Origin of the sequence: Arthrobacter sp. 1088 (assembly GCF_031455315.1) — a bacterium.
GTDB lineage: Bacteria > Actinomycetota > Actinomycetes > Actinomycetales > Micrococcaceae > Arthrobacter.
Map to the genome: position 1 here is coordinate 198429 of NZ_JAVDSM010000004.1, position 22896 is coordinate 221324.

Annotated in this window: 18 protein-coding genes; 16 read left to right on the forward strand and 2 right to left on the reverse strand. The window is 62.1% G+C overall.

Annotated elements, in window-relative coordinates; translation table 11 throughout:
* The first annotated feature begins 153 nt into the window (after positions 1 to 153).
* The 5 genes from J2Y41_RS07675 to J2Y41_RS07695 all read left to right on the forward strand — a co-directional run bounded on the left by J2Y41_RS07675 (position 154) and on the right by J2Y41_RS07695 (position 6175).
* Complete coding sequence (locus J2Y41_RS07675; protein WP_309927726.1) at positions 154 to 1179, forward strand: ABC transporter permease subunit; 1026 nt, start codon at positions 154 to 156, stop codon at positions 1177 to 1179.
* 31 nt (positions 1180 to 1210) lie between these two features.
* Complete coding sequence (locus tag J2Y41_RS07680; protein ID WP_309927728.1) at positions 1211 to 2134, forward strand: carbohydrate ABC transporter permease; 924 nt, start codon at positions 1211 to 1213, stop codon at positions 2132 to 2134.
* Between the two features lie 69 nt (positions 2135 to 2203).
* Positions 2204 to 3862 (forward strand): sugar ABC transporter substrate-binding protein, encoded by a 1659-nt coding sequence (locus J2Y41_RS07685; protein ID WP_309927730.1) that lies wholly within the window; start codon positions 2204 to 2206, stop codon positions 3860 to 3862.
* A gap of 47 nt (positions 3863 to 3909) precedes the next feature.
* Positions 3910 to 4962, forward strand: a complete 1053-nt coding sequence (locus J2Y41_RS07690) for a LacI family DNA-binding transcriptional regulator (protein ID WP_309927732.1) — start codon at positions 3910 to 3912, stop codon at positions 4960 to 4962.
* Between the two features lie 28 nt (positions 4963 to 4990).
* Positions 4991 to 6175 carry a Gfo/Idh/MocA family oxidoreductase gene (locus J2Y41_RS07695; RefSeq protein ID WP_309927734.1) on the forward strand — a complete coding sequence of 395 codons (1185 nt, stop codon included), beginning with the start codon at positions 4991 to 4993 and terminating at the stop codon, positions 6173 to 6175.
* Here the strand turns inward: J2Y41_RS07695 and J2Y41_RS07700 are convergent.
* Positions 6172 to 7101: a LysR family transcriptional regulator gene (locus tag J2Y41_RS07700; RefSeq protein WP_224092057.1), complete on the reverse strand. Its 930-nt coding sequence runs from the start codon at positions 7099 to 7101 to the stop codon at positions 6172 to 6174. The genes J2Y41_RS07695 and J2Y41_RS07700 overlap by 4 nt on opposite strands.
* Before the next feature lie 107 nt (positions 7102 to 7208).
* Between J2Y41_RS07700 and tdh the strand changes: the two genes are divergently transcribed.
* A complete protein-coding gene (gene tdh, locus J2Y41_RS07705; RefSeq protein WP_224092059.1) occupies positions 7209 to 8255 on the forward strand; it encodes an L-threonine 3-dehydrogenase in 1047 nt (348 codons plus the stop codon).
* Between the two features lie 47 nt (positions 8256 to 8302).
* Positions 8303 to 9496: a glycine C-acetyltransferase gene (locus tag J2Y41_RS07710; RefSeq protein WP_309927737.1), complete on the forward strand. Its 1194-nt coding sequence runs from the start codon at positions 8303 to 8305 to the stop codon at positions 9494 to 9496.
* A 155-nt stretch (positions 9497 to 9651) separates the two neighbouring features.
* Here the strand turns inward: J2Y41_RS07710 and J2Y41_RS07715 are convergent.
* Positions 9652 to 10865, reverse strand: a protein-coding gene (locus tag J2Y41_RS07715) for an IS3 family transposase (RefSeq protein ID WP_396133491.1) whose coding sequence is annotated in 2 segments (ribosomal slippage) — positions 9652 to 10604 and positions 10604 to 10865 — 1215 coding nt in all. Because the reading frame shifts where the segments join, the coding sequence is not laid out codon by codon here.
* Positions 10866 to 11056: 191 nt separating this feature from the next.
* Between J2Y41_RS07715 and J2Y41_RS07725 the strand changes: the two genes are divergently transcribed.
* From J2Y41_RS07725 to J2Y41_RS07765, 9 genes are all read left to right on the forward strand, one after another.
* A complete protein-coding gene (locus J2Y41_RS07725) occupies positions 11057 to 12154 on the forward strand; it encodes an FAD-binding oxidoreductase (protein WP_224166915.1) in 1098 nt (365 codons plus the stop codon).
* 11 nt (positions 12155 to 12165) lie between these two features.
* Positions 12166 to 13404 carry an imidazolonepropionase gene (hutI, locus tag J2Y41_RS07730; protein ID WP_309927740.1) on the forward strand — a complete coding sequence of 413 codons (1239 nt, stop codon included), beginning with the start codon at positions 12166 to 12168 and terminating at the stop codon, positions 13402 to 13404.
* 100 nt (positions 13405 to 13504) lie between these two features.
* Positions 13505 to 15019, forward strand: coding sequence for a DUF4118 domain-containing protein (locus J2Y41_RS07735; protein WP_309927743.1), 1515 nt, complete (start codon positions 13505 to 13507; stop codon positions 15017 to 15019).
* Positions 15016 to 15699 carry a response regulator gene (locus tag J2Y41_RS07740; protein WP_224092072.1) on the forward strand — a complete coding sequence of 228 codons (684 nt, stop codon included), beginning with the start codon at positions 15016 to 15018 and terminating at the stop codon, positions 15697 to 15699. The genes J2Y41_RS07735 and J2Y41_RS07740 overlap by 4 nt, the downstream gene beginning before the upstream one ends.
* 154 nt (positions 15700 to 15853) lie before the next feature.
* Positions 15854 to 17830, forward strand: coding sequence for an amino acid transporter (locus J2Y41_RS07745; protein WP_224092074.1), 1977 nt, complete (start codon positions 15854 to 15856; stop codon positions 17828 to 17830).
* An 18-nt stretch (positions 17831 to 17848) separates the two neighbouring features.
* Entirely contained in the window at positions 17849 to 18247 is a 399-nt protein-coding gene (locus J2Y41_RS07750) for a hypothetical protein (protein ID WP_309927746.1), read from the forward strand.
* A gap of 93 nt (positions 18248 to 18340) precedes the next feature.
* Entirely contained in the window at positions 18341 to 20323 is a 1983-nt protein-coding gene (locus J2Y41_RS07755; protein WP_309927748.1) for an amino acid transporter, read from the forward strand.
* Positions 20280 to 21776: a potassium transporter TrkG gene (locus tag J2Y41_RS07760; protein ID WP_309927749.1), complete on the forward strand. Its 1497-nt coding sequence runs from the start codon at positions 20280 to 20282 to the stop codon at positions 21774 to 21776. Before J2Y41_RS07755 ends, J2Y41_RS07760 begins: the two co-directional genes overlap by 44 nt.
* Positions 21777 to 21978: 202 nt before the next feature.
* Positions 21979 to 22896 (forward strand): SIS domain-containing protein, encoded by a 918-nt coding sequence (locus tag J2Y41_RS07765; RefSeq protein ID WP_309927751.1) that lies wholly within the window; start codon positions 21979 to 21981, stop codon positions 22894 to 22896.

The window sequence follows — 22896 nt, forward strand, 5'->3', positions numbered from 1 at the left end:
ATGATCAAAATTGATTTCTATCCTCAGTTTCAATCATGATCTTGCAAACATGATGGTCGTCGTTTATCGTTTGTTAAACGGTTAACGAGAGTGTTTTGAATCACACTCTTCAATCAACACTGATAACCCTTGCCCCAGCACTGAGGAGACAGCATGAACTCGACGACGCAACAAGCTCCGGCTTTGCCGGAAGCGCGCCGCGTCCCGGAGCCATTGCCGGGAAAATCCGGCACGGGGAGGCGCAAGGGCAACAGGGCACCCCAGCAAAGCTTCCGTTCAAGGCTCAGGCGCGACAAGCAGATGCTCCTGATGATGTTCCCGGGCATCGTTTTCCTGCTGCTGTTCTTCTATATCCCCATCCTGGGCAACGTCATCGCGTTCCAGGACTACCAGCCCTACCTCGGCATCGGGGACAGCCTCTTTGTTGGCTGGCAGAACTTCGTGGACCTGTTCGGCAATCCCGACTTCATCCATGCCTTCTGGAACACGCTCTACCTGGCGGCGTGGCAATTGGTTTTCCTTTTCCCGGTGCCGTTGGTGCTTGCACTGATTGTTGATTCTCTGATCAGCACGCGGATCCGCAGGATTTTCCAGAGCATTGCCTACCTGCCCCACTTCCTGTCCTGGGTCCTGGTGATCGCATTCTTCCAGCAGATGTTGGGCGGTGCGGGCTTCGTCAATAACCTGCTCCGCGATATGGGCATGGATCCGATTCCGTTCATGACCAATCCAGAAACCTTCCCCCTGATGGTGGTTGTCCAGATGATCTGGAAGGACGCCGGCTGGGCCATGATTATTTTCCTCGCCGCCCTGGCAAGCATCGACGCCTCCTTGTATGAGGCAGCGGCCGCTGACGGCGCGGGACGTTGGCGCCGGATGTGGCACATCACCCTGCCTGGGCTAAGGCCGGTGATCGTGCTCCTCCTGATCCTGCGCATTGGCGACATTCTCTCTGTCGGTTTTGAGCAGTTCATCCTCCAACGCGATGCCGTGGGTGCCGGGGCAGCGGAAGTGCTGGACACCTTTACCTACTACACGGGCGTGGTCGGTGGCGGCTGGAGTTCAGGTGCCGCAGCGGGCCTGGCGAAGGGTGTGGTCAGTGCCCTGCTGATCTACGGCGCCAACAAACTTGCCCACCGCTTCGGCGAAGACGGAATTTTTGCAAAGCAAGCACGCTGAGCCCACGCGGCTGCTGCACAAGGAGAACCCTATGGCAACAACATTTTTCACGAGGAAACCGCGGGAATTGAGCTACAGCCCTAAACGACCCGTCTGGAAGGAACGCCCTTCTCCTCTGTACCAAACGGTAAAGGCCGTGGTCCTGGTCCTTTTCAGCCTGTCGATCCTGACCCCGATCCTCCTGGTGGTGTCCACGTCCCTGGCGGACACCGAACAACTCGTACAGGCCGGCGGATTCGTGCTCTGGCCGGAACGTCCCACCCTGGAGGCTTACGCCACGATCTTCAAAGGCCCCATGGTCCTGCAATCCCTGGGGGTGAGCATGCTCATCACCGCCGTGGGCACCATCCTGGCGCTGTTCGTCACCATCACCATGGCATACGCCACCAGCCGGTCAGTCCTCTTCGGCCGGCCCGTGGTGCTTGCGGTGTTGTTCACGCTGTTGTTCGCGCCGGGCCTCATCCCGTCCTTCCTCATGATTCGACAGCTCGGGCTGCTGGATTCCCTGTGGTCGCTGATCCTTCCGGGCATATTTGGCGCCTTCAACTTCGTGGTGATGCGATCGTTCTTCATGAACATCCCGGGCGAATTGATCGAAAGCGCCAGGATCGATGGCGCCAACGACTGGCAGATCCTTTGGCGGATCGTCATGCCACTGTCCAAGGCCGTTATCGCCGTCGTCGGCTTGTTCTATGCCGTTGGATTCTGGAACTCGTTCTTCAACGCACTGCTCTACATCAATGACCACAGTAAATGGCCCATCCAGTTGCTGCTCCGCAACTTCGTAGTACAGGGCAGCGGGGCGGCAGACCAGCTCGGAATTACCACCACACCGCCTCCGCAATCCATCCAGATGGCCGTAGTAGTGGTGGCCCTGGTTCCCATCCTGATGGTTTACCCGTTCCTTCAAAAGCACTTCGCCAAGGGCGTCATCACCGGCGCCGTGAAGGGTTAGCCGTTCCCGCGGCATACCTGCAACAAGCACAGCATCAACTACCAGCAAACAACCAGAAAGGCTTATGCCATGACGAGCACTACCTCACAGGCTGGATTCAGCCGCCGCGGTTTCCTTGGCCTCGCAGGCCTGGCCGTGACCGCCGTCGGCTTGTCCGCCTGCGGTGGTGGCGGAGCCGCAGGCACTGGAGGCGCCGCAGCCTCCGCTTCGGTCAAGCTGCCCACCTACAAGGAATTCACCGGCGTAACTCCAGACCTTGCCGGCAACGCCAAAGGCCTGCAAGCCGGATACTTCAAGCTGCCCACCGCCGTGCAGTCCGTGAAGGCTCCGCCGCTTAAGGGCAAGGTGACCGGTCTGACGGAAACCTTCGACACCATGAGTCCCGGTCTGAAGGACAACCCCTTCTGGCAACGGCTCAACTCCAAGCTCGGCGGCGACCTGGAACTGCAGATTGCCGAGGACATCGGAGACGGCTATCCGGCCAAGTTTGCCACCGTCCTGGCCAGCAATGAGCTGCCGGACATGATGTGGGTGCCACCGAACCAGGGAATTCCCAATGTTGGCCCCATGCTCGAGGCGAAGTTCCAGGACCTGACGCCCTACCTCTCCGGTGACGCAGTGCTTGAGTACCCCAACCTGGCGGCGCTCAAGCCCGATTCCTGGAAGACCGCCGTCGTGAACGGCAAGATCTGGGGAGCGCCCATCCCGAGCACCCCGTTCGGCCAGGTTTACCTGGGCAACCACGACGTATGGGCGCAAGTAGGTGGTTTTGAGGCCGCGAGCGCTGACGAGTTCCTGGACAAGGCAAAGGAACTGACGCGTCCAGGCGACCAGAAGTATGCTCTCGAGCCGGCCTATATCAATGCCCTGCACATGGTTACCGAGTGGTTTGGCGCTCCGAACAGCTGGGCCGTCAACAAGGACCGTACGTTGACGCATTTGTACGAAACGGACGAGTACATGGCCGGCGTCGAATTCACGGCCAGGATGTTTGCAGCCGGCGTTTTCTACCCGGATTCCAAGGCCACGGACATTCGTTCCCGGGTTGCCAATGGCAGTGTTGCGGCACAGGTGGTGGTGGGTCCCCATGACCTCCGTAGCTACCGGACACTGAACAAGAGCGCAAAGTTCGACATCCTTGTTCCGTTCAGCGCCGACGGGAAGGTCAAGCCAACCTACGACATGGGCTATGGGACGGTGGGTTTCACGCCGTTCAAGAAGGCCGGGGAAGGCAAGATCCGTGAACTCCTGGCCCTCATCAATTACCTGTCGGCACCTTTCGGCACGGTGGAGTACATGCAGAAGAACTTCGGCGAGCTCGGCCAGGACTACACACTGGACGGCTCGGGCAACCCCGTGCGTACGGAGACTGGAACCACCAATGCCCCCGGTTTGGTTTCAGCGTTGAACATCATGTCCAGCCCGGAGAACGTCATTTTCAATCCGGGATTCGACGACGACACCCGCTATGTCAGCCAGCAGGAAGAAAAATTGCTGGAGCTCGCATGGCGCAACCCCACCAATGGTTCCTACTCGGATACGAACGCCAAGGTGGGGGCGAAGATCACCAAACAACTCCGCGACAAGGTGGTGGACATCATCACCGGACGGGCCAGGATCGATGAACTCAAGGATGCGGTCAAGCGCTGGAAGAGCGAAGGTGGTGACAAGATGCGCGACGAATACCAGGCCGCGTTGGATCCCGCTGCTCCCGTATTCAGGAGTTAGCCTCAAAAAACAAGACGGCATCAGAAACGAACAAGCAGGGGGAACTCATGGCAAAAGCGGGTAACACAGGCGTCCGGCCCACCATCCGTATGGTGGCCGAACTCGCGGGCGTTTCCACGGCCACGGTTTCCTATGTGTTGTCGGGTCGCCGCGGTGATGCGGGACCCGGAGTTTCGGACCCGACGGCGGAGAAGGTCAAGGCTGTTGCGGAGCGCCTGGGCTACCGCCCCAACCAGGCTGCCCGGGCTATCCGGACAGGGCGGACGAACACCGTCATCCTGTCATTGACGATGCTCTCCGATCCTTGGTCGTTATCCGTCATCGAGGCGGTGCAAAAGGCGGCAGCTCCCTTGGGAATCACGCCGATGATCCTCGGCGACGCCGACTGGGTGAAGGTCCTTGGCACCCATAACGCCGATGCCGTCTTCGTGGATGCAGTCCGTCCCGACCAGCGGGATGCCTTGCGGAAGCTCGCGGAGCACGGGACCACGCTGGTGGTTTTCGACGAAGGGCTTGAACCCGAGGGCTTTGACGTCATCAGGTCCATTGCAGGCCCGGGTTGCCGGATGGCCGTGGAGCACCTCCTCCACGGCCATCGAAGGATCGCCTGCCTCACCCCGGCCACGGCCGCCGGCGCCCCTGGCGGCACCCGCTTCCGGGCCTACGCAGATGCCTTGGCGGAAGCGGGCATCCCGGATAACGAGGATTACGTGGGCCTCTTCGATGGCACATCTGCCGGTGCGTATGCTGCCACAACGCGGCTGCTCAGCCTGCCGGACCGGCCTACTGCCATCTACGCCACCACGGACTTCGCCGCCGTCGCAGCCATCAATGCGGCTCAACGGATCGGGCTCGCCGTTGGTGTGGACGTGGACATCATCGGTGTGGGCAACACGGTGGAGGGGGAGCGGATGTCGCCGTCGCTCAGCACGGTGGGCCCCGTGGATTTCTTCGGCAAGCTTGCCAGGCTTCTTTTGCAGAGGGCAACGTCACCCGCTGCGCCTGACGCCAGGCGTGAGCCTGCGGTCCTGGACTTCCCATGGCACTTGTTCGTGCGCGAATCGGCACCTCACCGCAGCTCCGCAACCAGACATTATTAGACGAACCAGCAGAAGGAAATTGCACCTCATGGAAAAGGATTTGAAGGTCGGCATCGTGGGTTTCGGTCTGCGCTCCGGGTTGTGGAGACACGCCCACAAGCCGGGCAAGGGCTCTGAAGTCACCATCGTCTGCGACGTGAGCGAGAGGGGACGGGCGGATGCCGCGGCGGCCATTCCCTCGGCACGCATAACCAGCGACCTCGAAGAAGTGCTCGCCAGCGACCTGGACGCCGTCCTGGTGTTAACGCCCGATAACCAGCATGCCGCCGTCGCGGTCCGTACGCTTAAGGCCGGCATTGCGACCTTCTGCGAAAAGCCGCTGGATATCACTTTGGAGGCAGCGGACCTGATCCTGAAGACGGCGTACGAGACCGGAACGCGCCTCTACGTTGGGCACAACATGCGGCACATGCCGGTTGTAGTACAGATGCGCCACATCATCCAGGAGGGCAGGATCGGTGAGGTCAAGGCCGTCTGGTGCCGGCACTTTGTTGGCGATGGTGGGGACTACTACTTCAAGGACTGGCATGCCCAGCGCGCCAATGTCACCTCGTTGCTCCTCCAAAAGGGCGCGCACGATATCGACGTGATCCACTGGCTTGCCGGCGGGTACACCAAGCGGGTTGCCGCCGTCGGCGATCTTGCGGTCTATGGCAACGTCAGCAAGCGCAGTAACAATTCCGGCAAGCGCATGGGCGAATGGTTCTCCGTGGAAAACTGGCCCCCCACGGAGCAGAAGGATCTGGCGGAGGTGATCGACGTCGAGGACATTTCCATGATGAACATGGTCCTGGACAACGGTGTGCTGGCCTCCTACCAGCAGTGCCACTTCACACCCGATTACTGGCGCAACTACACGATCATCGGCACCAAAGGCAGAATCGAGAACTTTGGCGACGGTCCAGGGCAGACCATCAACGTCTGGACCAGCCGGACTTCCGGCTACGCTCCACCGGACGAGGTGCACACGATCCAGGACGGTGACGGAGGCCATGGGGGCGCAGACCCGCGCCTGATTGAGGAATTCCTGCGCTTCGCCTCCCAGGGCGGCCCCACGCAAACCAGCCCGGTGGCTGCACGGCAAGCAGTGGCGGCTGGCATCCTCGCCACCGAATCGCTGCGCGGCGACGGCTGCGCGCGGGAAGTCCCTGCCCTGCCTGCCGGGCTCGTGGCATACTTCGACGCCGGCCAACCCGCCTTGGTCCGCGACTAGCCAGCGGGGCTGGATAGCTCGATAAGTTCGGTCATGACGGTTTGAAGTGACTCGCAAACCGTCATGACCGATTTCCGTTTCAGCGTTTCCGGGCGTGCGAGAATGTCGATCTTGCGCACCGAGTTCACGCCGGAAAGGGGCCTCAGCACAACACCGGCATCCAGGACGCGCCGTGCCGTGAACCTTGGCAGGAGTCCGATTGCACCACCAGCCGCAACAAGCGCGGCAACAGTTGAGTAGTCGTTGATGCGGTGCAGCACTTCGGCGGGCCGTCCACTCACGGCAACGACGGCGGCGAGCACGTCCGCGGGGGAGTAGCCGTCGCGGCTGGTCACCCAGGTTTCACCCACGACGTCGGACGGCTTCAGTTCGCGCCGGGACGCCAGCGGGTGGTCCGCGGGCAGGGCGACGTCCAGGGGCTCGTCCGCCAGCGGGATCACGGCCACTTTGTCTTCGGGCCAGGGCGGGCTGTTGTCCATCCTGTGTGCCAGGACGAGGTCGTAGCGTGCAACCAGCCCCGGGAAATCCTCCTGCGCCACATCCTCATCCGAGAGTCGAAGCCTTGGCGACCTTCCGCCGTCGGACGCCAAAAGCGCTGCCAACGGCGCAAACAGCGCCTGCCCCGCGCTGTGGAAGGCGCTGACGCTCACGGGCGCGTCGGGAGCGTCGTGATAGGCGCCGATCGCTGCCCGCGCATCCGCCATGGCATTCACGACGGCGGCCCCGGCCTCGGCGAGGACCTTTCCGGCGTCGGTCAGCACCAGGGCGCGTCCCTCCTTGCGAGTCAGCGGAACGTCCACCGATTTCTGCAGGAGTGCGAGCTGTTGCGAAACGGCCGATGGGGTGACCATAAGAGTCTCAGCCACAGCTTTTACACTCCCCAAGTCACCGAGTTCACGGAGCATCTGCAACTGATGTATTTCCATTAGCAAATACTAAATCGTTGATTGAGAAGAATCTAGTTGTGCTAAATCGTTAGCGGCGCTCTAATGGAGTCAGCAGCAGCGAAGCAGCCCCAGCAGTGAGGAATCCCATGAAGGCTCTCTACAAATCCGGACCACACGCAGGGTTCGAACTCGTTGACCGCCCCGAGCCCGAAACGGGACCCAGCGACGTCAAGATCCGTGTCATGACCACGGGCATCTGCGGTACCGACCTCCACATCCAGAGCTGGGATGCCTGGGCTCAAAGCATCATCGAAACGCCGCTCATCGCGGGCCACGAGTTCTACGGTGAAGTGGTGGAAGTCGGCGAGGACGTCCGTGACGTCAAAGTAGGGGACCGCGTCTCCGGCGAAGGCCACGTCGTCTGCGGAATCTGCCGCAACTGCCGTGCAGGGCGCCGCCAGATGTGCATCCACACCGTCTCCGTTGGAGTGCAGCGGGATGGTGCTTTCGCCGAATATGTGGTCATTCCGGAGACCAATGTCTGGGTCCACCACGACGAATCCGTCACGCCGGAACTCGGCGCCATCTTTGACCCCTTCGGCAATGCCGTCCACACCGCGCTTAGCTTCCCCTTGGTGGGCGAGGACGTCCTCATTACCGGTGCGGGACCCATCGGGCTGATGGCCATCGCCGTCGCCCGCCACGCAGGCGCCCGCAAGATCGCCATCACTGACGTATCCGCTCCGCGCTTGGAACTGGCCCGTCAAATGGGTGTTGACCTCGCCGTCGACGTTTCCAGGATGCGCGTCCGCGATGCACAGCGGGAGCTGGGTATGCGCGAAGGATTCGATATCGGCCTGGAAATGTCCGGACACCCCACCGCCCTGCCTGAGATGATCGACAACATGAACCACGGCGGGCGGATCGCCATGCTGGGACTTCCCAGCCAGTCCATCGACATCGACTGGGGCAAGGTGGTCACCCACATGCTCACGCTCAAGGGCATTTATGGCCGCGAGATGTTCGAGACCTGGTACGCGATGAGCGCCATGCTTTCTTCCAACCCCGTGTTGCACCGGAACATCTCCGCAGTCGTCACCGACAAGCTGTCCGCAGCCGACTGGGAAAAGGGCTTCGAGATCGCCCGCGCCGGCACCGGCGGCAAAGTGGTCCTCGACTGGACCGAACTGTAACCCCGCTGCCGCCACCGAACCCTTCCCGACGTATTCAGGAGCACCCCATGTACTCAGCCATCAAAAACCAACTCCAAGGCGAACTCGACGAGATCCGCAGCGCGGGCCTCTTCAAGACCGAACGCCACATCGATTCCCCGCAGGCCAGCCACATCGCCGCAGGCCAACTCGGCCAGCCAGCCAACACCGTGCTGAACTTCTGCGCCAACAACTACCTTGGCCTTGCCGACCACCCTGACATCATCGCCGCAGCCAAGTCCGCGATGGACGAGCGCGGCTTTGGCATGGCCTCTGTGCGCTTCATTTGCGGCACCCAGGATCTTCACCTGGAACTCGAGGCGCGTGTCTCGGCGTTTTTGGGCACCGAGGACACGATTCTGTTCTCCAGCTGCTTCGATGCCAACGGCGGCGTGTTTGAGTCACTCTTCGGCCCTGAAGACGCCATCATCTCGGACTCCCTCAACCACGCATCCATCATCGACGGCATTCGGCTGAGCAAGGCCAAGCGCTTCCGCTATGCCAACCAGGACATGGCTGACCTTGAGGCCAAGCTCGTTGAGGCCGAGGGCTCCCGTCGGAAGATCATCGTCACCGATGGTGTGTTCTCCATGGACGGCTACCTCGCGCCGCTTGAAGCCATCTGTGACCTCGCCGAAAAGCACGATGCCCTTGTGATGGTGGACGATTCCCACGCCGTCGGCTTTATGGGCCCTACGGGTGCCGGCACTCCTGAGCATGCGGGTGTTTCCCACCGCGTCGACATCTTCACGGGTACCTTCGGCAAGGCCCTCGGTGGCGCCTCCGGCGGTTACGTTTCCGGCCGTGGCGAGATCGTAGCGATGCTGCGCCAGAAGGCCCGCCCCTACCTGTTCTCCAACTCCCTGGCGCCCGCCATCGTGGCCGCCACCATCAAGGCGATCGAGCTCGTGCAGGAATCCGGTGAACTCCGCACTCGCCTGTTCGAGAACGCTGCCCTCTTCCGTCGCCGCATGAGCGAGGAAGGCTTCGAGCTGCTCGACGGCGAACACGCCATCATTCCCGTCATGTTCGGGGATGCCGTCGTGGCCGCAAAGGTGGCCGACGAGATGCTCGGTCACGGTGTGTTCGTCACCGCCTTCAGCTACCCGGTGGTGCCGAAGGGAGCGGCCCGCATCCGCGTCCAGCTTTCCGCCGCACACAGCGCGGACGACGTCGAAGCGTGCGTTCAGGCGTTCGTGAAGAGTCGCGCAGCGGTCGCGTAAGCTGCCCTGCCCCCGATGTTCTCTCACATCCTGCCCCTTTTGACCGGATCCGCTCTCACATCCTGCGGGCTCCCGGCGGATGTTCTCTCACTTTCTTGACGCAAGGGAGAGAGCTGCGCTCGTCAAGTTTTTGAGACAGTTCTCGTTGTTGTTGGTTAGGCGGCCAGGGGTCCCTGAACGGTGGTTTGGTAAGCGGTGTGGGCTGTTACGGGTGGTGCGCCGCCGGCCCGGCGGTTGGGTCGGCGGCGGTTGTACCAGCCCTCGATGTAGTCCATCACGGCGGTCCGGGCGGCGAGCCTGGAACCGAAGCGGTGGTGGTGGTAGAACTCGGTTTTGAGGTGGGAGAAGAAGTTCTCGGCGACCGCGTTGTCCCAGCACACCCCTACCTTGCCCATGGACTGAGTGACCGCGTTCGTGCCGCACCATTGCTGGAATTCCTCAGAGGTGTACTGGGCGCCGCGGTCGGAGTGGAAGACCACAGAATCCTCGGCGAAGCGGCCGTGGTTCCGGGCCATCTGCAGGGCCGCGGTGCACAGGCTCGCACGCATGTGTCCGGCCATGGACCAGCCAATGACCATGCCGGAGAACAGATCGATGACGGTGGCCAGATAGAGCCAGCCTTCGCCGGTGCGCAGGTAGGTGATATCGCCGACCAGACGGGTCCCGGGCACGGTGGAGGTGAAGTCGCGTTTGCCGTCGGTGTCGAGCATGTGATTCTCGATGTGGGCGGTCTTGGCCTGCGGGTCCTGGACCGTGGTCTGTTTCCAGGCCTGAGTTCGGATGGCACGCAGACCGGTCTCGCGCATGATGGCTCCGACGGTTGGGGCGGAGACCTTGGTCCCGGCCGCGTTCAGCAACAAGGCCAACTGGTCCCGTCCGGCACGGCCTTCCTCCTTCGTATAGAGGTCGGTGACCGCGGTGACCAGATCCTCATGCCGCACGGCACGTGGTGAGGGCCCGGCGGGGTTGCGCCACCGATAGAACGAGGCCCGGGAGACCTTCAATGCCCGGCACAGCCACACCACTGAATGGTTGGCCTTCTCCGCTTCGATGAACTCGTAGAAATCCTCTACTTTTGCTTCGCGGCAAAGAAGGCGCTGACTTTTCCCAGGAACTCGACCTCGGCCTTCAACCTGGCGTTCTCGGCCAAGGCCTTTTGGTGTTCTTCCCAGGCAACCGGGCCCCTGTCCTCGGACGGGACAGGGGCATTTGGTTGACGTTCCCGATGTCGGTGAAGCCAGTTCCCCAGCGTGCTTTCCTTCACCCCGATCTCCTCGGCGACCTGCTTCACCGAACGGTTCGTGGACAGCACCAGCCGCACTGCTTCCTCACGGAAAGCGGCATCATATTTTCTTCTGGGCGTGGTCATCTGAAACGAATCTCCCATCAAGCTGTCTCAGAAAACCATACGGCCGCAAGCATCGGGCCGGTGGGGGTTGGATGTGAGAGAAGATCGGGCCGTTTGGGGGTTGGATGTGAGAGCGCATCGGGCCGTTTGGGGGTTGGATGTGAGAGCGCATCGATCTGGGCACCCGTCATGCCTTCTGACAGGATGGAGCCATGGCTTCGAATTATGACGTGGTAATCGTTGGCGGCGGCATTGCGGGGCTTTCCCTGGCGTCCGCGCTTGCAGGGAAGTGCACTGTGGCACTGGTGGAGGCGGAGCAGTCGTTGGCTTTCCATACTTCTTCGAGGTCGGCCCGCCAGTTGATCCCAAGCTACGGTCCGCCCGTGGTGCAGGAGTTGACTGTCCGGACCTTGGAAATGATGAGGGCGCGCGACGCCGAACTTCCTGAGCCCGTCCTTACCCCGCGCGGCTTCATGCTGGTGGGCGATGAGGAAACTGTCCAGGCAGAGGCCAGCGGCAACATGCACACAATCACCCATGCAGAAGCCATGCAGCTCTGCCCGGTCCTGAAGCCGGACTCGTTCACGGCGGCAGGATTGGACAATGGCTCGTTTGGTTGCGATGCACCCGCCTTGTTGGAAGATCACCGGACGAGGGCCGAGGCCGCCGGGGCCGACATCATCACCGGTGCGCGCGTTCACTCGGCCCAGCGGCTCGGAAGCGGCTGGCAGGTGGGTGCCGGAACGGAAGGTTTCCAGTCCGCCGTCGTGGTTAACGCCGCAGGTGCGTGGGCGGATGAGTTGGCCGTTATCAGCGGCGTGGAGAAGCTGGGATTGCAGCCGTATCGGCGGACTGCGGCGATTGTGAACGTCGAGCAATCGTTGACGCGGCAAACGCCAATGGTGGCTGCCGCCGACCACTCGTTCTACTTCCGCGCCGAGGGTGACCAGGTGCTCATCTCTCCGTCGGAAACCGTGCCCAGCGGTGCCGAAGACGCCAAACCCTATGCCGGCGATGTGGACAAACTCATCAGCAAGCTCAACTCACTGACATCCTTGGGCATCCGTTCAGTGGACCGGGCGTGGACGGGGCTGCGCACGGAAGCTGCGGACGGAATCCCCGTGGTTGGTTTCGACGCCGAAGCGAAGGGGTTCTTTTGGCTGGCGGGGCAGGGCGGCTATGGATTCCAGACGTCCTCGGCCATCGCTGAACTTGCCGCAGACCTCATCCTGGGAAACGTAGAGGCCGACAGTCCGGAATCCCGGACAGCTGAGCAGCTTGCGGCCGTCCGCTGGTCCATCCGGCGCTGAACAATAGGGACATGAGCGGAATCAGCAGTCCAGGACAAAACAGCACTCTCATCACCAACATCGGCGAGCTGATGACCCAGGACCTGGAGCATCGTGTCCTCAAGGACGCCGCGATCGTGTTCGAAGGCGAGCGTATTGCCTGGATCGGTTCCAGCAAGGATGCTCCCGTGGCCGATACAAAGATCGACGCCGAAGGCCGCGCCGTCCTGCCCGGCTGGGTCGACTCGCACTCCCACCTCGTTTTCGCCGGTGACCGCACAGCCGAGTTTGAGGCCCGGATGGCCGGGCAGAGCTATAGCGCCGGCGGGATTGCCGTCACCACGGGTGCCACGCGCAGCGTCAGCGACGACGACCTCGCCCGCCTGGTGCAGGACCGGGTGGAGGAAGCCGTCTCGCAGGGAACTACTTACCTTGAGAGCAAGACCGGCTACGGCTTGGACGTGGAGAACGAAGCCCGGAGTGCACGCATCGCCGCGGCCCTGGTGGACGAGGTCACCTATCTCGGCGCGCACCTGGTGCCGGCCGGCTCCGATCCGGAGGAGTATACGGACCTGGTCTGCGGTGAAATGCTCGACGCCGTCCTGCCGCACGTGCGCTGGGCGGACGTGTTCTGCGAGCGCGGTGCCTTCACGGAGGAGCAGTCGCGCCGGGTCCTGACGGCTGCCCGGGATGCCGGGTTGGGACTGCGCGTGCATGGCAACCAGCTGGGCGAGGGGCCAGGTGTGGCGTTGGCCGTGGAGTTCGCGGCCGCCAGCGTGGACCACGTGAACTATCTTTCGGACAAGGACGTTGACGCGCTCGCGGGAACCTGGGCGGGATGGGACCCGGCCACGGGCAGTGGCGTCCGTGGAACCGTCGCAACGTGCTTGCCTGCCTGTGACTTGTCCACGCGACAGCCGCTCGCGCCTGGCCGGGAGCTGATCGATGCGGGCGTCCAGATCGCCCTGGCCGCCAACTGCAACCCTGGCACCTCCTACACGAGTTCCATTGCCTTCTGTGTGACCACGGCGGTCCTGCAGATGCACCTCAGCGTCCATGAAGCCGTCCGGGCGGCGACATACGGCGGCGCGCTGGCGTTGGGTCGGGAGTCAGGGAACGACGTCGAGGGCGAACGGGCGGTGGGTTCGCTCGCCGTCGGTCATCGCGCGGACCTTCACATGCTGAAGGCGCCGTCGGCAACGCACTTGGCGTACCGGCCAGGGATTCCCCTGACGCATTCTGTGTGGCGGGCGGGCGTTCGCGCCGTCTAAGGCAGGTTGAAAGCAAGGTAGGGCGGCGTTCCCATGGGGACGTCGCCCTTTCTGATCCAGCATTCAGCCAGAACGCTGGCACAGCTGACAGACTGTGGACATGGCAAGGGGAATTCTTCGGATACGCTCAGGAGGGCTGGGCCGGGCCAGGACCACGGCGGGGTTTATTTTGGCGGTACTCATCCCCGTTCTGGCCACGACGGTGATGTCCTTTGCCCCGGGTCTGAACTTTGCCACCCATGTACTGGTGCATTTGACCGGAGTGATGGCGGTGGCGTTCATCGGCGGTCTCTGGCCTGCCGTGCTGGCCGCGATTCTGGACTCGTTGTTGCTGAATTATTTCGAGACCGAACCGGTCGGAACTTTCAGAATCAATGACCCGCAGATTCTGTTTGCCTTGTTCGTGTTTTTGGGGGCGGGGATTGCTGTGTCCTTGGTCGTAGGCCTCTCGGCCAAGCGGGCCCAGGAGGCTATTCATGCCCGTGCCGAGGCGGGGACACTGTTGGAGTTGGCGAGGGACGCCCTGATCGAGAACGACACCATTGCGGCATTTCTGGATAAGGTCCGGGAGACCTTTCAGGTCCGCTCGGTGGGCTTATTTACCAGGACCCCCGGAACAGGCGAGGGCTGGGAACTCCAGGCCCAGTCGGGTGAACCGCAGCCAAAGCCTCCGGGCTCGGCTGAATCAGGCGGCGGTGCGTATGAGATGGCAGATACCGGGACGGCCCTTGTGGTTTCCGGCAGGACCCTCACCGCCGGAGAGCGGCGGTTGCTGGCGGCACACGCGACCCACCTGCTTTTACTCCGGCAACGTCATGCACTCCAGCTCCGGCTGAAGGCGACCACGAAAATGGCTGAGGGCAACAGCATACGGACGTCCATTTTGAATGCCGTCAGCCACGACTTGCGGACGCCATTGGCCGGAATCAAGCTGGCCGTGACCGCCTTGCAGCGCCAGAAGGGACGGCTTGCCGAAGACGTGCAGGACGAGATGCTCCATACCATCGACTCCTACGCGGACCGTCTTGACTCCTTGGTGGGCAATCTGTTGGACATGTCGCGGATCTCCAGCGGATCCACCGCCCCGCTCACATCTTCGGTGACCTGGCGTGATGCCATCGAAGATGCGCTGCGGGGTCTGCCGGCAGGAGCGATCCGGATCGATCTGGCTCCTGACACGCCAGCCATTGATGCCGACCTCGGCATGCTGGAACGCGTCATTGCCAATATCGTCGAGAATGCCCTGAAATACGCGGCGGGCTCGGATATCGCCATCGTGGGACCTGCCAATGGACCAGCCAATAGGCCAGGGGTTGCCACGATTGAAGGACGCCCCTGTGGAGAACTGAGGATTGTGGACCACGGCCAGGGGGTGGCCGCCGCGGATGTGATCGCGATGTTTGAGCCGTTCCAGCGGCTGGACGACGCGCCGGCGGGCCTGGGAATAGGACTCGGACTGGCCGTTGCGAAAGGATTTACCGAAGCGATGGGCGGCCAACTAAGGGCGGAACCGACACCAGGAGGGGGACTGACCGTTGTCATCCGCCTTCCTCTTTCCACCGGGGACGGAAACCCACATCACGCACCCGGCACCCCGGAACGAAGGGAGCCATGAGGACTGTACTCGTCGTAGACGACGAACCCCAACTGCTGCGCGCTTTGCAGGTAAATCTGCGTGCTGAGGGATATCAAGTGCTGACGGCACTGGACGGCACCGCTGCTCTGCAGCAGGCCACGGCCAACCACCCGGACCTCATCGTTCTGGATCTTGGACTTCCGGACATTAATGGCGTTGACGTCATCACTGCGATCCGCCGTTCCAGCAGTACCCCGATCATTGTCCTGTCTGCCCGGCAAGGGTCCGTGGACAAAGTCCGCGCTTTGGATGCCGGCGCGGATGACTACGTCACGAAACCGTTTGGCCTGGATGAGCTACTGGCACGGTTGCGCGTCGCCGAACGCCGTCTGGGCACGTCCGACGGCGGCGAACAAGTTGTGATTGTCGACGTCGGGGACTTCGCAGTGGACCTCGAAAAGAAGAAAGTGACACGCGATGGCTCACCAGTACGGCTGACCCCGCGGGAATGGGCCATCCTGCAACTGCTGGTCTGCAACCCGGGACGGCTCATCACCCAGCAGCAGATGCTTGCCAGGATCTGGGGGCCGGGTTACGACGGAGAAACGCATTACCTCCGCGTCTATATGGGACAGCTGCGACGCAAACTTGAAGCCGACCCTGCCCGTCCCAGGCATCTGCTCACCGAGGCCGGAATGGGTTACCGCTTCGAGCCATAACCGGCAGCGACGGGCAAGTCTTCAAGGGACAGCCGGGGCGTTCCGGAGGGGTGTAAATGATTCGTAAATAGAAATGCCTTTCCCGTTTCAATGCCTTCTGTCGGTGTTAGCTTCGGCTGTGACCGCGGTGCATTGACCGCGCGGAAGGGAAACCATGACCACGTTGAGCAGGCCCCCGGCTGACCCGTCGGCGCCCAAGCCGGGCGGCAAAGCCGCGCTGAAAAACTGGTTGTTGTTCGGGCTCCAGGACAGCAAAGGCACGCACCAGGGTCCCGGCGGACTAACTGCGGCCAATGAGAAGAAGCATCCGTGGTGGCAGGTCATGTGCCTGACCGGCGTCGATTACTTCTCCACCTTGGGTTACCAGCCGGCAATCGCGGCGCTGGCCGCCGGTGTGATCTCACCATTGGCTACCATGGTGCTCATCGTCGTCACCCTGTTCGGCGCCCTGCCCGTCTACCGCCGCGTGGCCCGGGAAAGTCATCGCGGCGAAGGCTCCATTGCCATGCTTGAACGCCTCCTGCCACGCTGGGGCGGCAAGCTCTTCGTCCTCATCCTGCTCGGATTCGCCGCCACCGACTTCATGATCACCATGACCCTCTCCGCCGCAGACGCAAGTGCACACCTGATTCAGAACCCTGTGGCCCCAGGTTGGTTGCAGGGCCAGAACATCCTCGTCACGCTCTTCCTTCTGGCTCTGCTGGCTGCCGTCTTCCTCCGCGGTTTCAAGGAAGCCATCGGAGTGGCCGTCGTCCTCGTCGTCCTTTACCTGGGCCTGAATGCCGTGGTCGTGGCCGTAACCCTCGCCCAGGTGTTCACGCACCCGGTCGCCATGGGCGGCTGGTGGAACGCGCTCTGGACCTCGCACGGGGACCCGGTCATGGTGGTGGGAATCGCCCTGCTCGTCTTTCCCAAACTTGCCCTCGGCCTGTCAGGCTTCGAAACAGGCGTCGCCGTCATGCCCCAGGTCCGCGGAGACGACACCGACACAGAGGAAAACCCCGAAGGCCGCATCCGCGGAACCCGCAAAATGCTCACCACCGCAGCTGTCATCATGAGCGGATTCCTGGTCACCACCAGTTTCATCACCGTCGTACTGATCCCGGAACAGGAATTCCAACCCGGCGGACAAGCCAACGGCCGCGCCCTGGCCTTCCTCGCCCACGAGTACCTCGGCGTGGGATTCGGCAGCATCTATGACATCAGCACCATCGCGATCCTATGGTTCGCCGGAGCCTCCGCCATGGCCGGACTGCTGAACCTCGTCCCGCGATACCTGCCCCGATACGGCATGGCCCCAGGCTGGGCCAAAGCCGTCCGCCCCCTGGTGCTCGTCTTCACCCTCGTCGGTTTCCTCATTACCTTCCTCTTTGAAGCCGACGTCGATGCCCAGGGCGGCGCCTACGCCACCGGCGTGCTTGTGCTCATGACCTCGGCAGCTGTTGCCGTCACGCTCTCTGCACGCCGGCGCAGGCAGCGAAAACGCACCATGGGCTTTGGCATCATCTCCCTGGTGTTCACATACACCACGATCGCCAATATCTTCGAACGGCCCGAGGGCATCAGGATCGCCGGAGTCTTCATTCTGGGCATCATCGTGATTTCCCTGCTCTCGCGCATCCGCCGCTCCTTCGAACTCCACGCCACACGCGTCCATCTGGACCGCCAGGCCCTGGAATTCATGTCCGACACCCTCGAAGGCCCCATCGCAATCATCGCCCACGAACCGCTGCGGCTCACCGCCGAAGCGTACCGGGACAAGCTCACTTCAGCGATCGAGGTCAGCCATCTGCCGCTGGAACAGCAAGCCATCTTCCTCGAAGTGATCGTCGACGATTCATCTGACTTCGAAACGGAACTACAAGTACACGGCGTGACGCGGCACGGGTACCGGATCCTGGAGGTCCACGGCCCCGTGGTACCTAACACGATCGCGTCCGTCCTGCTCCATATCCGGGACGTCACCGGGCTCATGCCACATATCTACTTCCGGTGGACCGAAGGAAATCCTTTCACCAATCTCCTGCGCTTCCTGTTCCTGGGCGAGGGCGAAATCGCTCCCGTCACAAGGGAAGTGCTGCGTGAGGCAGTGCCCGATGTCACCCAACGCCCGTGGGTCCACGTCGGCTGACCAAGGAGGTGTTCCCGCATGGGCCCGCATCAAGGCGATACCGACGGCGGAGTGAGGTTCGCTGCACCGCCGGACTCAGTGGAGGGTTACGGAGGACGCGGTGTAGACGGCGCAGCGTATCGCCCTCCGGGGGGCTACCTCTTCAGGGACAATGCCGGCGATACCTGGTGGATCATTTTCCAGGTATCCTCTGACCCGGCTTCTCACGGACCCAACGTTCGTGGAGACGTCCTCGGCTGCAGCGAATCCTACGAGGAGTTTGTTCACGTACGGGTGCTGGCCGCCGACGTGCTCCGTGTGGACGCTGATGCCGCCTTCCGCCAAAAGTTACCCTCCAGCTATGAGGAGGCTGCAAATGTTGCCGCGGGCATCCCGCGTGCTGGAACACAATTCCGGCGTGAAGGGGGCGGGGCGTAAAGGAACCGTAAAGGATCCCCGATTTTCCTGTTTCCACGTTTTCTCCGGTGCTACGCTCCCCGGGATCACGTCGGCAGACAGGAAGACGAGGCAGTGACAACATCGGCCCGGAAGGACATTCCGGACAGCATCCCAAACCCTGAACGCAAACGGCAATCAGGAAATCCGCTGGTGCGATGGTTGTTGGAACACCGTGTCCATCAGCCCGTCGGTCCTGAATCCGTTGAGGACCATGCCACCCAACAAAGCTGGTGGAAGGTCATGTGCCTGACGGGTGTCGACTACTTCTCAACGTTGTCCTACCTACCCGGCATAGCAGCCCTGGCAGCGGGTGCGCTTTCGCCGCTGGCGACCCTGTTAATCGTTGCTCTGACATTGCTGGGCATGCTGCCGATGTACCGAAGGGTGGCAAAGGAAAGTCCCCACGGACAGGGATCCGTGGCCATGCTGGAGAACCTGCTGCCTTTCTGGCGCGGCAAGATTTTCGTACTCGTCCTTCTCGGCTTTGTTGCGACATCGTGGATCATCACCATCACACTGTCCGCGGCCGACGCAACAGTACACCTTCTGGAGAACCCGTTCGTTCCGCCTTTCCTTGAAGGCCAAGCAGTCGCCGTGACGGTGGTTCTCCTGCTGATCCTGGGCGGGGTGTTCCTGATGGGCTTCAGCGAGGCCGTGGCCGTGGCGATCCCGCTCGTAGCCGTGTTTTTGGGACTGAACGCCATCATCATCGGCGTTGGGATCGTGGACATCGCAGCTTCTCCGGCTCTGTTGTCCTCCTGGTCCGAAGCACTGACTGCCGCGTCCGGTGGAGGCTTGGGTGGGCTGGTCCTGCCTGCCCTTGTCGCCTTCCCACTCCTCGTACTGGGCCTTTCAGGATTCGAGACCGGCGTCAGCATGATGCCACTGGTCTCGGCGAATACGACACCCGGGGAACGGCTCGCCGTCCGTATCAGGAACACCCGCAAACTCCTTACGACCGCTGCTGTCATCATGAGCGTCTATCTGATCGGCAGCAGCTTCGTCACGACCGTTCTGATACCCGCAGAAGCTTTCCGGGAAGGCGGGGCAGCAAATGGCCGTGCCTTGGCCTACCTGGCACACCAAAGGCTCGGTGAAGGATTCGGATCGGTATACGACATCAGCAGTATCCTCATCCTCTGGTTTGCCGGGGCATCGGCCATGGCGGGACTGGTCAACATCGTCCCGCGCTATCTTCCGTCCTATGGCATGGCGCCGGATTGGACCCGGGCAGTGCGCCCCGTCGTCCTCGTCTACACAGCCGTAAGCATCCTGATCACCATCGGCTTCAAAGCAGACGTGAACGCCCAGGCAGGAGCTTATGCCACGGGGATCCTCGCCATGATGGTTTCCGGATCGGCTGCTGTGACGATCTCCGCCCTTCGCCGAAAACGACGGCGGGCCGCCAGCGGCTTCGTAGTCCTGACTCTCATTTTGCTTTACGCCCTGATAGCGAACGTCATTGAGAAACCTGACGGACTCACCATCTCCGGCTTCTTCATCCTGGGCATCATCGTGGTGTCCCTCGTTTCCAGGGTCAGCCGGACGACCGAGTTGCGGGTGGATCGAATCCAATTCGACGAGAATGCGCGTCGTTTCATCGCAGATTCCCTCGACTATGACGGCCGGCTCAACCTCATTGCCAATCGCCCTCAAGCACGGGACGCTGCCGAATACGCGGCCAAGGAAACCGACCAGCGCGAATTGAACCCGGTACCTGGCTCCGCCGACGTCATCTTCCTCGAAATCGACGTTAGTGACCCGTCCAGCTTCAGCGATACCCTCACCGTTACCGGCGTCGAAGTTGCCGGTCACCGCGTCCTGCGGGCCCAAAGCCCCGCCGCGCCGAACGCGATCGCTGCGATCCTCCTGGCTCTCCGCAACGCCACAGGCGTTCGTCCCCACGCCTATTTCGAATGGTCCGAAGGCAACCCGCTGGCACACCTGATGCGCTACCTGCTGCTGGGCCGTGGCGACACGGCTCCTGTGGTCCGGGAAATCATCCGCGAAAATGAACCCGACCCCGACCTTCGGCCAGGCATCCATGTCGGCTAACCCCAAGCCGTCGGTTAAACCAAAGCCGAACCGGACCCCTGGACCACCCCAGGCGGGGAACGGCAACACACGCCTGCGGTGGAAGCGCCGGGACCCACAGACACGGCGTGAGAACGTCTTTGGGCGCGCCCTTTCGCACCCAGTCCGCTCAGTACCCCTCGCTTTCCTGGCGGTCATCCTCCTCGGCGCAACCCTGCTGATGCTGCCTGTCTCCCGCAACGGCACTGATCCAGCCTCGCTCATGACGGCCCTGTTCACCGCCGTGTCCGCGACGTGTGTCACGGGCCTGATTACCGTTGACACGGCAACCTATTGGACCCCTTTCGGGCATGTCGTGATTCTGGCATTGATCCAGGTTGGCGGGTTCGGCATTATGACCCTCGCGACCCTGCTGGCCCTGCTGGTCCGCAAAAGCATCGGCTTGCGCGGCCAGCTTGTTGTGCAGTCGGAAACGCACACCCTCAATCTCGGGGATGTCCGCTCCGTGCTGTTCCGGGTTGCCCGGATCATGGTCGTTTTTGAGGCGGTAACGGCTGCAGTCCTGGCTGTCCGGTTCTGGTTCGCCTACGACTCCAACCCAGCTGTTGCGCTATGGCATGGCGTCTTCCACGCAGTGTCTGCCTTCAACAACGCCGGGTTCGCGCTCTACAGCGACAACCTGATCAGTTTCCGCGAAGATCCTTACATCCTGGTCCCCATCTGCCTGGCCATCATTTCAGGTGGTCTCGGCTTCCCCGTCCTCATCCATTTGCTCAACGGCGGGGGACTGCGGGTCCGTAACTGGACGGTTCATTTGCGCCTCACAGTCTTCGGTACCGTCTTCTTGCTAATAGCCGGCTTCGTCTTGTTCGCCGCGTTCGAATGGAACCGGGCCGAAACGCTGGGGCCGCTGTCCCTCCCGGGGAAGATCGTCGGTTCCTTCGCCGGAAGTGTGTTCCCGCGCACCGCGGGATTCAACAGCATCGACTACGGGGTGGCCTCACCGGAGACGCTGATGGTCAGCGACATTCTGATGTTCATCGGAGGGGGAAGCGCTGGGACTGCGGGTGGAATCAAGATCACCACTTTCCTCCTCCTGGCATTCGCCATCTGGAATGAAGTCCGGGGCCGGGACGATGTGACCATAGCCCACCGGTCCATTAGCCCTGCCTCGGTTCGGCAGGCCCTTTCGGTAGCACTGCTCGGCATTGGTGCGGTCATTACCGGAACCATGCTGCTGCTCATGTTCACCGACTACAGCCTGGAGAAGGTCCTGTTCGAATCCATCTCGGCGTTCGCCACGGTTGGCATGAGCACAGGAATCACGTACAACCTTCCTCCATCGGCTGAGTGGGTACTCATGGTTCTGATGTTTACGGGCCGCATCGGGACCGTCACAGTCGCTTCCGCACTGGCCCTGTCCTCCCGCCCCCGCCTGTTCAACCTGCCCGAAGAACGGCCCATCATCGGCTAACAGGGACAGGTTGGACGCTCGCTGCTCCGCTTCACCGTTTCCGTCACTGATTCCGCTGGCAGGACCTCACGAGCGTTCTGACTACTGGCGCGCCCAATTGCCAGATCCACTCCAGTAGATGATCCTTGTGAGATCGAAATTGATCGTTTAGTGTTTCTATAGATCATAAAACGTCACTGGATGAGCAGGAGCGAAACACACGATGAGCGAGAACACACTGGGCGCCTTCATGGAAGAAGAGCTGGTATCACAGCCCGATGTCTGGCAGCGGGCCATCGACCAGGCCGGTGCTGAGAAGTTGCTCCCCGCCGACGGTCAGCGGATCGCCGTCATCGGCTGTGGCACCTCCTGGTTCATGGCCCAGAGCTATGCTGCCGCCCGTGAATCCGCGGGCAAAGGCGTGACGGATGCCTTTGCGGCGTCGGAGGCTTTCCTGAACAGCAACAGTGCGGATCGCCAGTACGACGCCGTTGTGGCCATTACGCGGTCCGGCACCACCACTGAGGTGCTGGAGATCCTGACGGGGCTGAAGGGCATCGTCCCCACTGTCGCCATCATTGGCGACACGGCGTCTCCAATCGTTCACCTGGCCGATACCGTGATTGGACTCCCGTACGCAGATGAGCGATCGGTGGTGCAGACCAGGTTCGCTACCTCGGCACTGGTGTACTTGCTCGCCAGCCTTGGCATTGACCTGAAGCAAGCTATCGAAGACGCCAGGGACGCAGTGACAGGTCCCGTGGCACAGGAACTCCTGGATGCTGAGCAATTCACCTTCCTCGGTACCGGATGGACGGTTGGCCTGGCCCACGAGGCAGGACTTAAGATGCGCGAAGCCGTGCAGGGCTGGACCGAGTCCTACCCGGCCATGGAATACCGCCATGGTCCCATCTCCATCGCTGCGCCAGGACGCGTGACCTGGCTGTTCGGCGCACAGCCTGAAGGCCTTGACAAGGACATGGCCGCTACCGGCGCCCTTTACATCCACACGGACAAGCACCCGCTGGCTGAACTGGCCCGCGTCCACAAAGTGACCCTGGAACGTGCGCGTGTCCGTGGCCTGAACCCGGACCTGCCCCGTAACCTGACGCGCTCCGTCATTCTCGACCCCTCCGCCTAG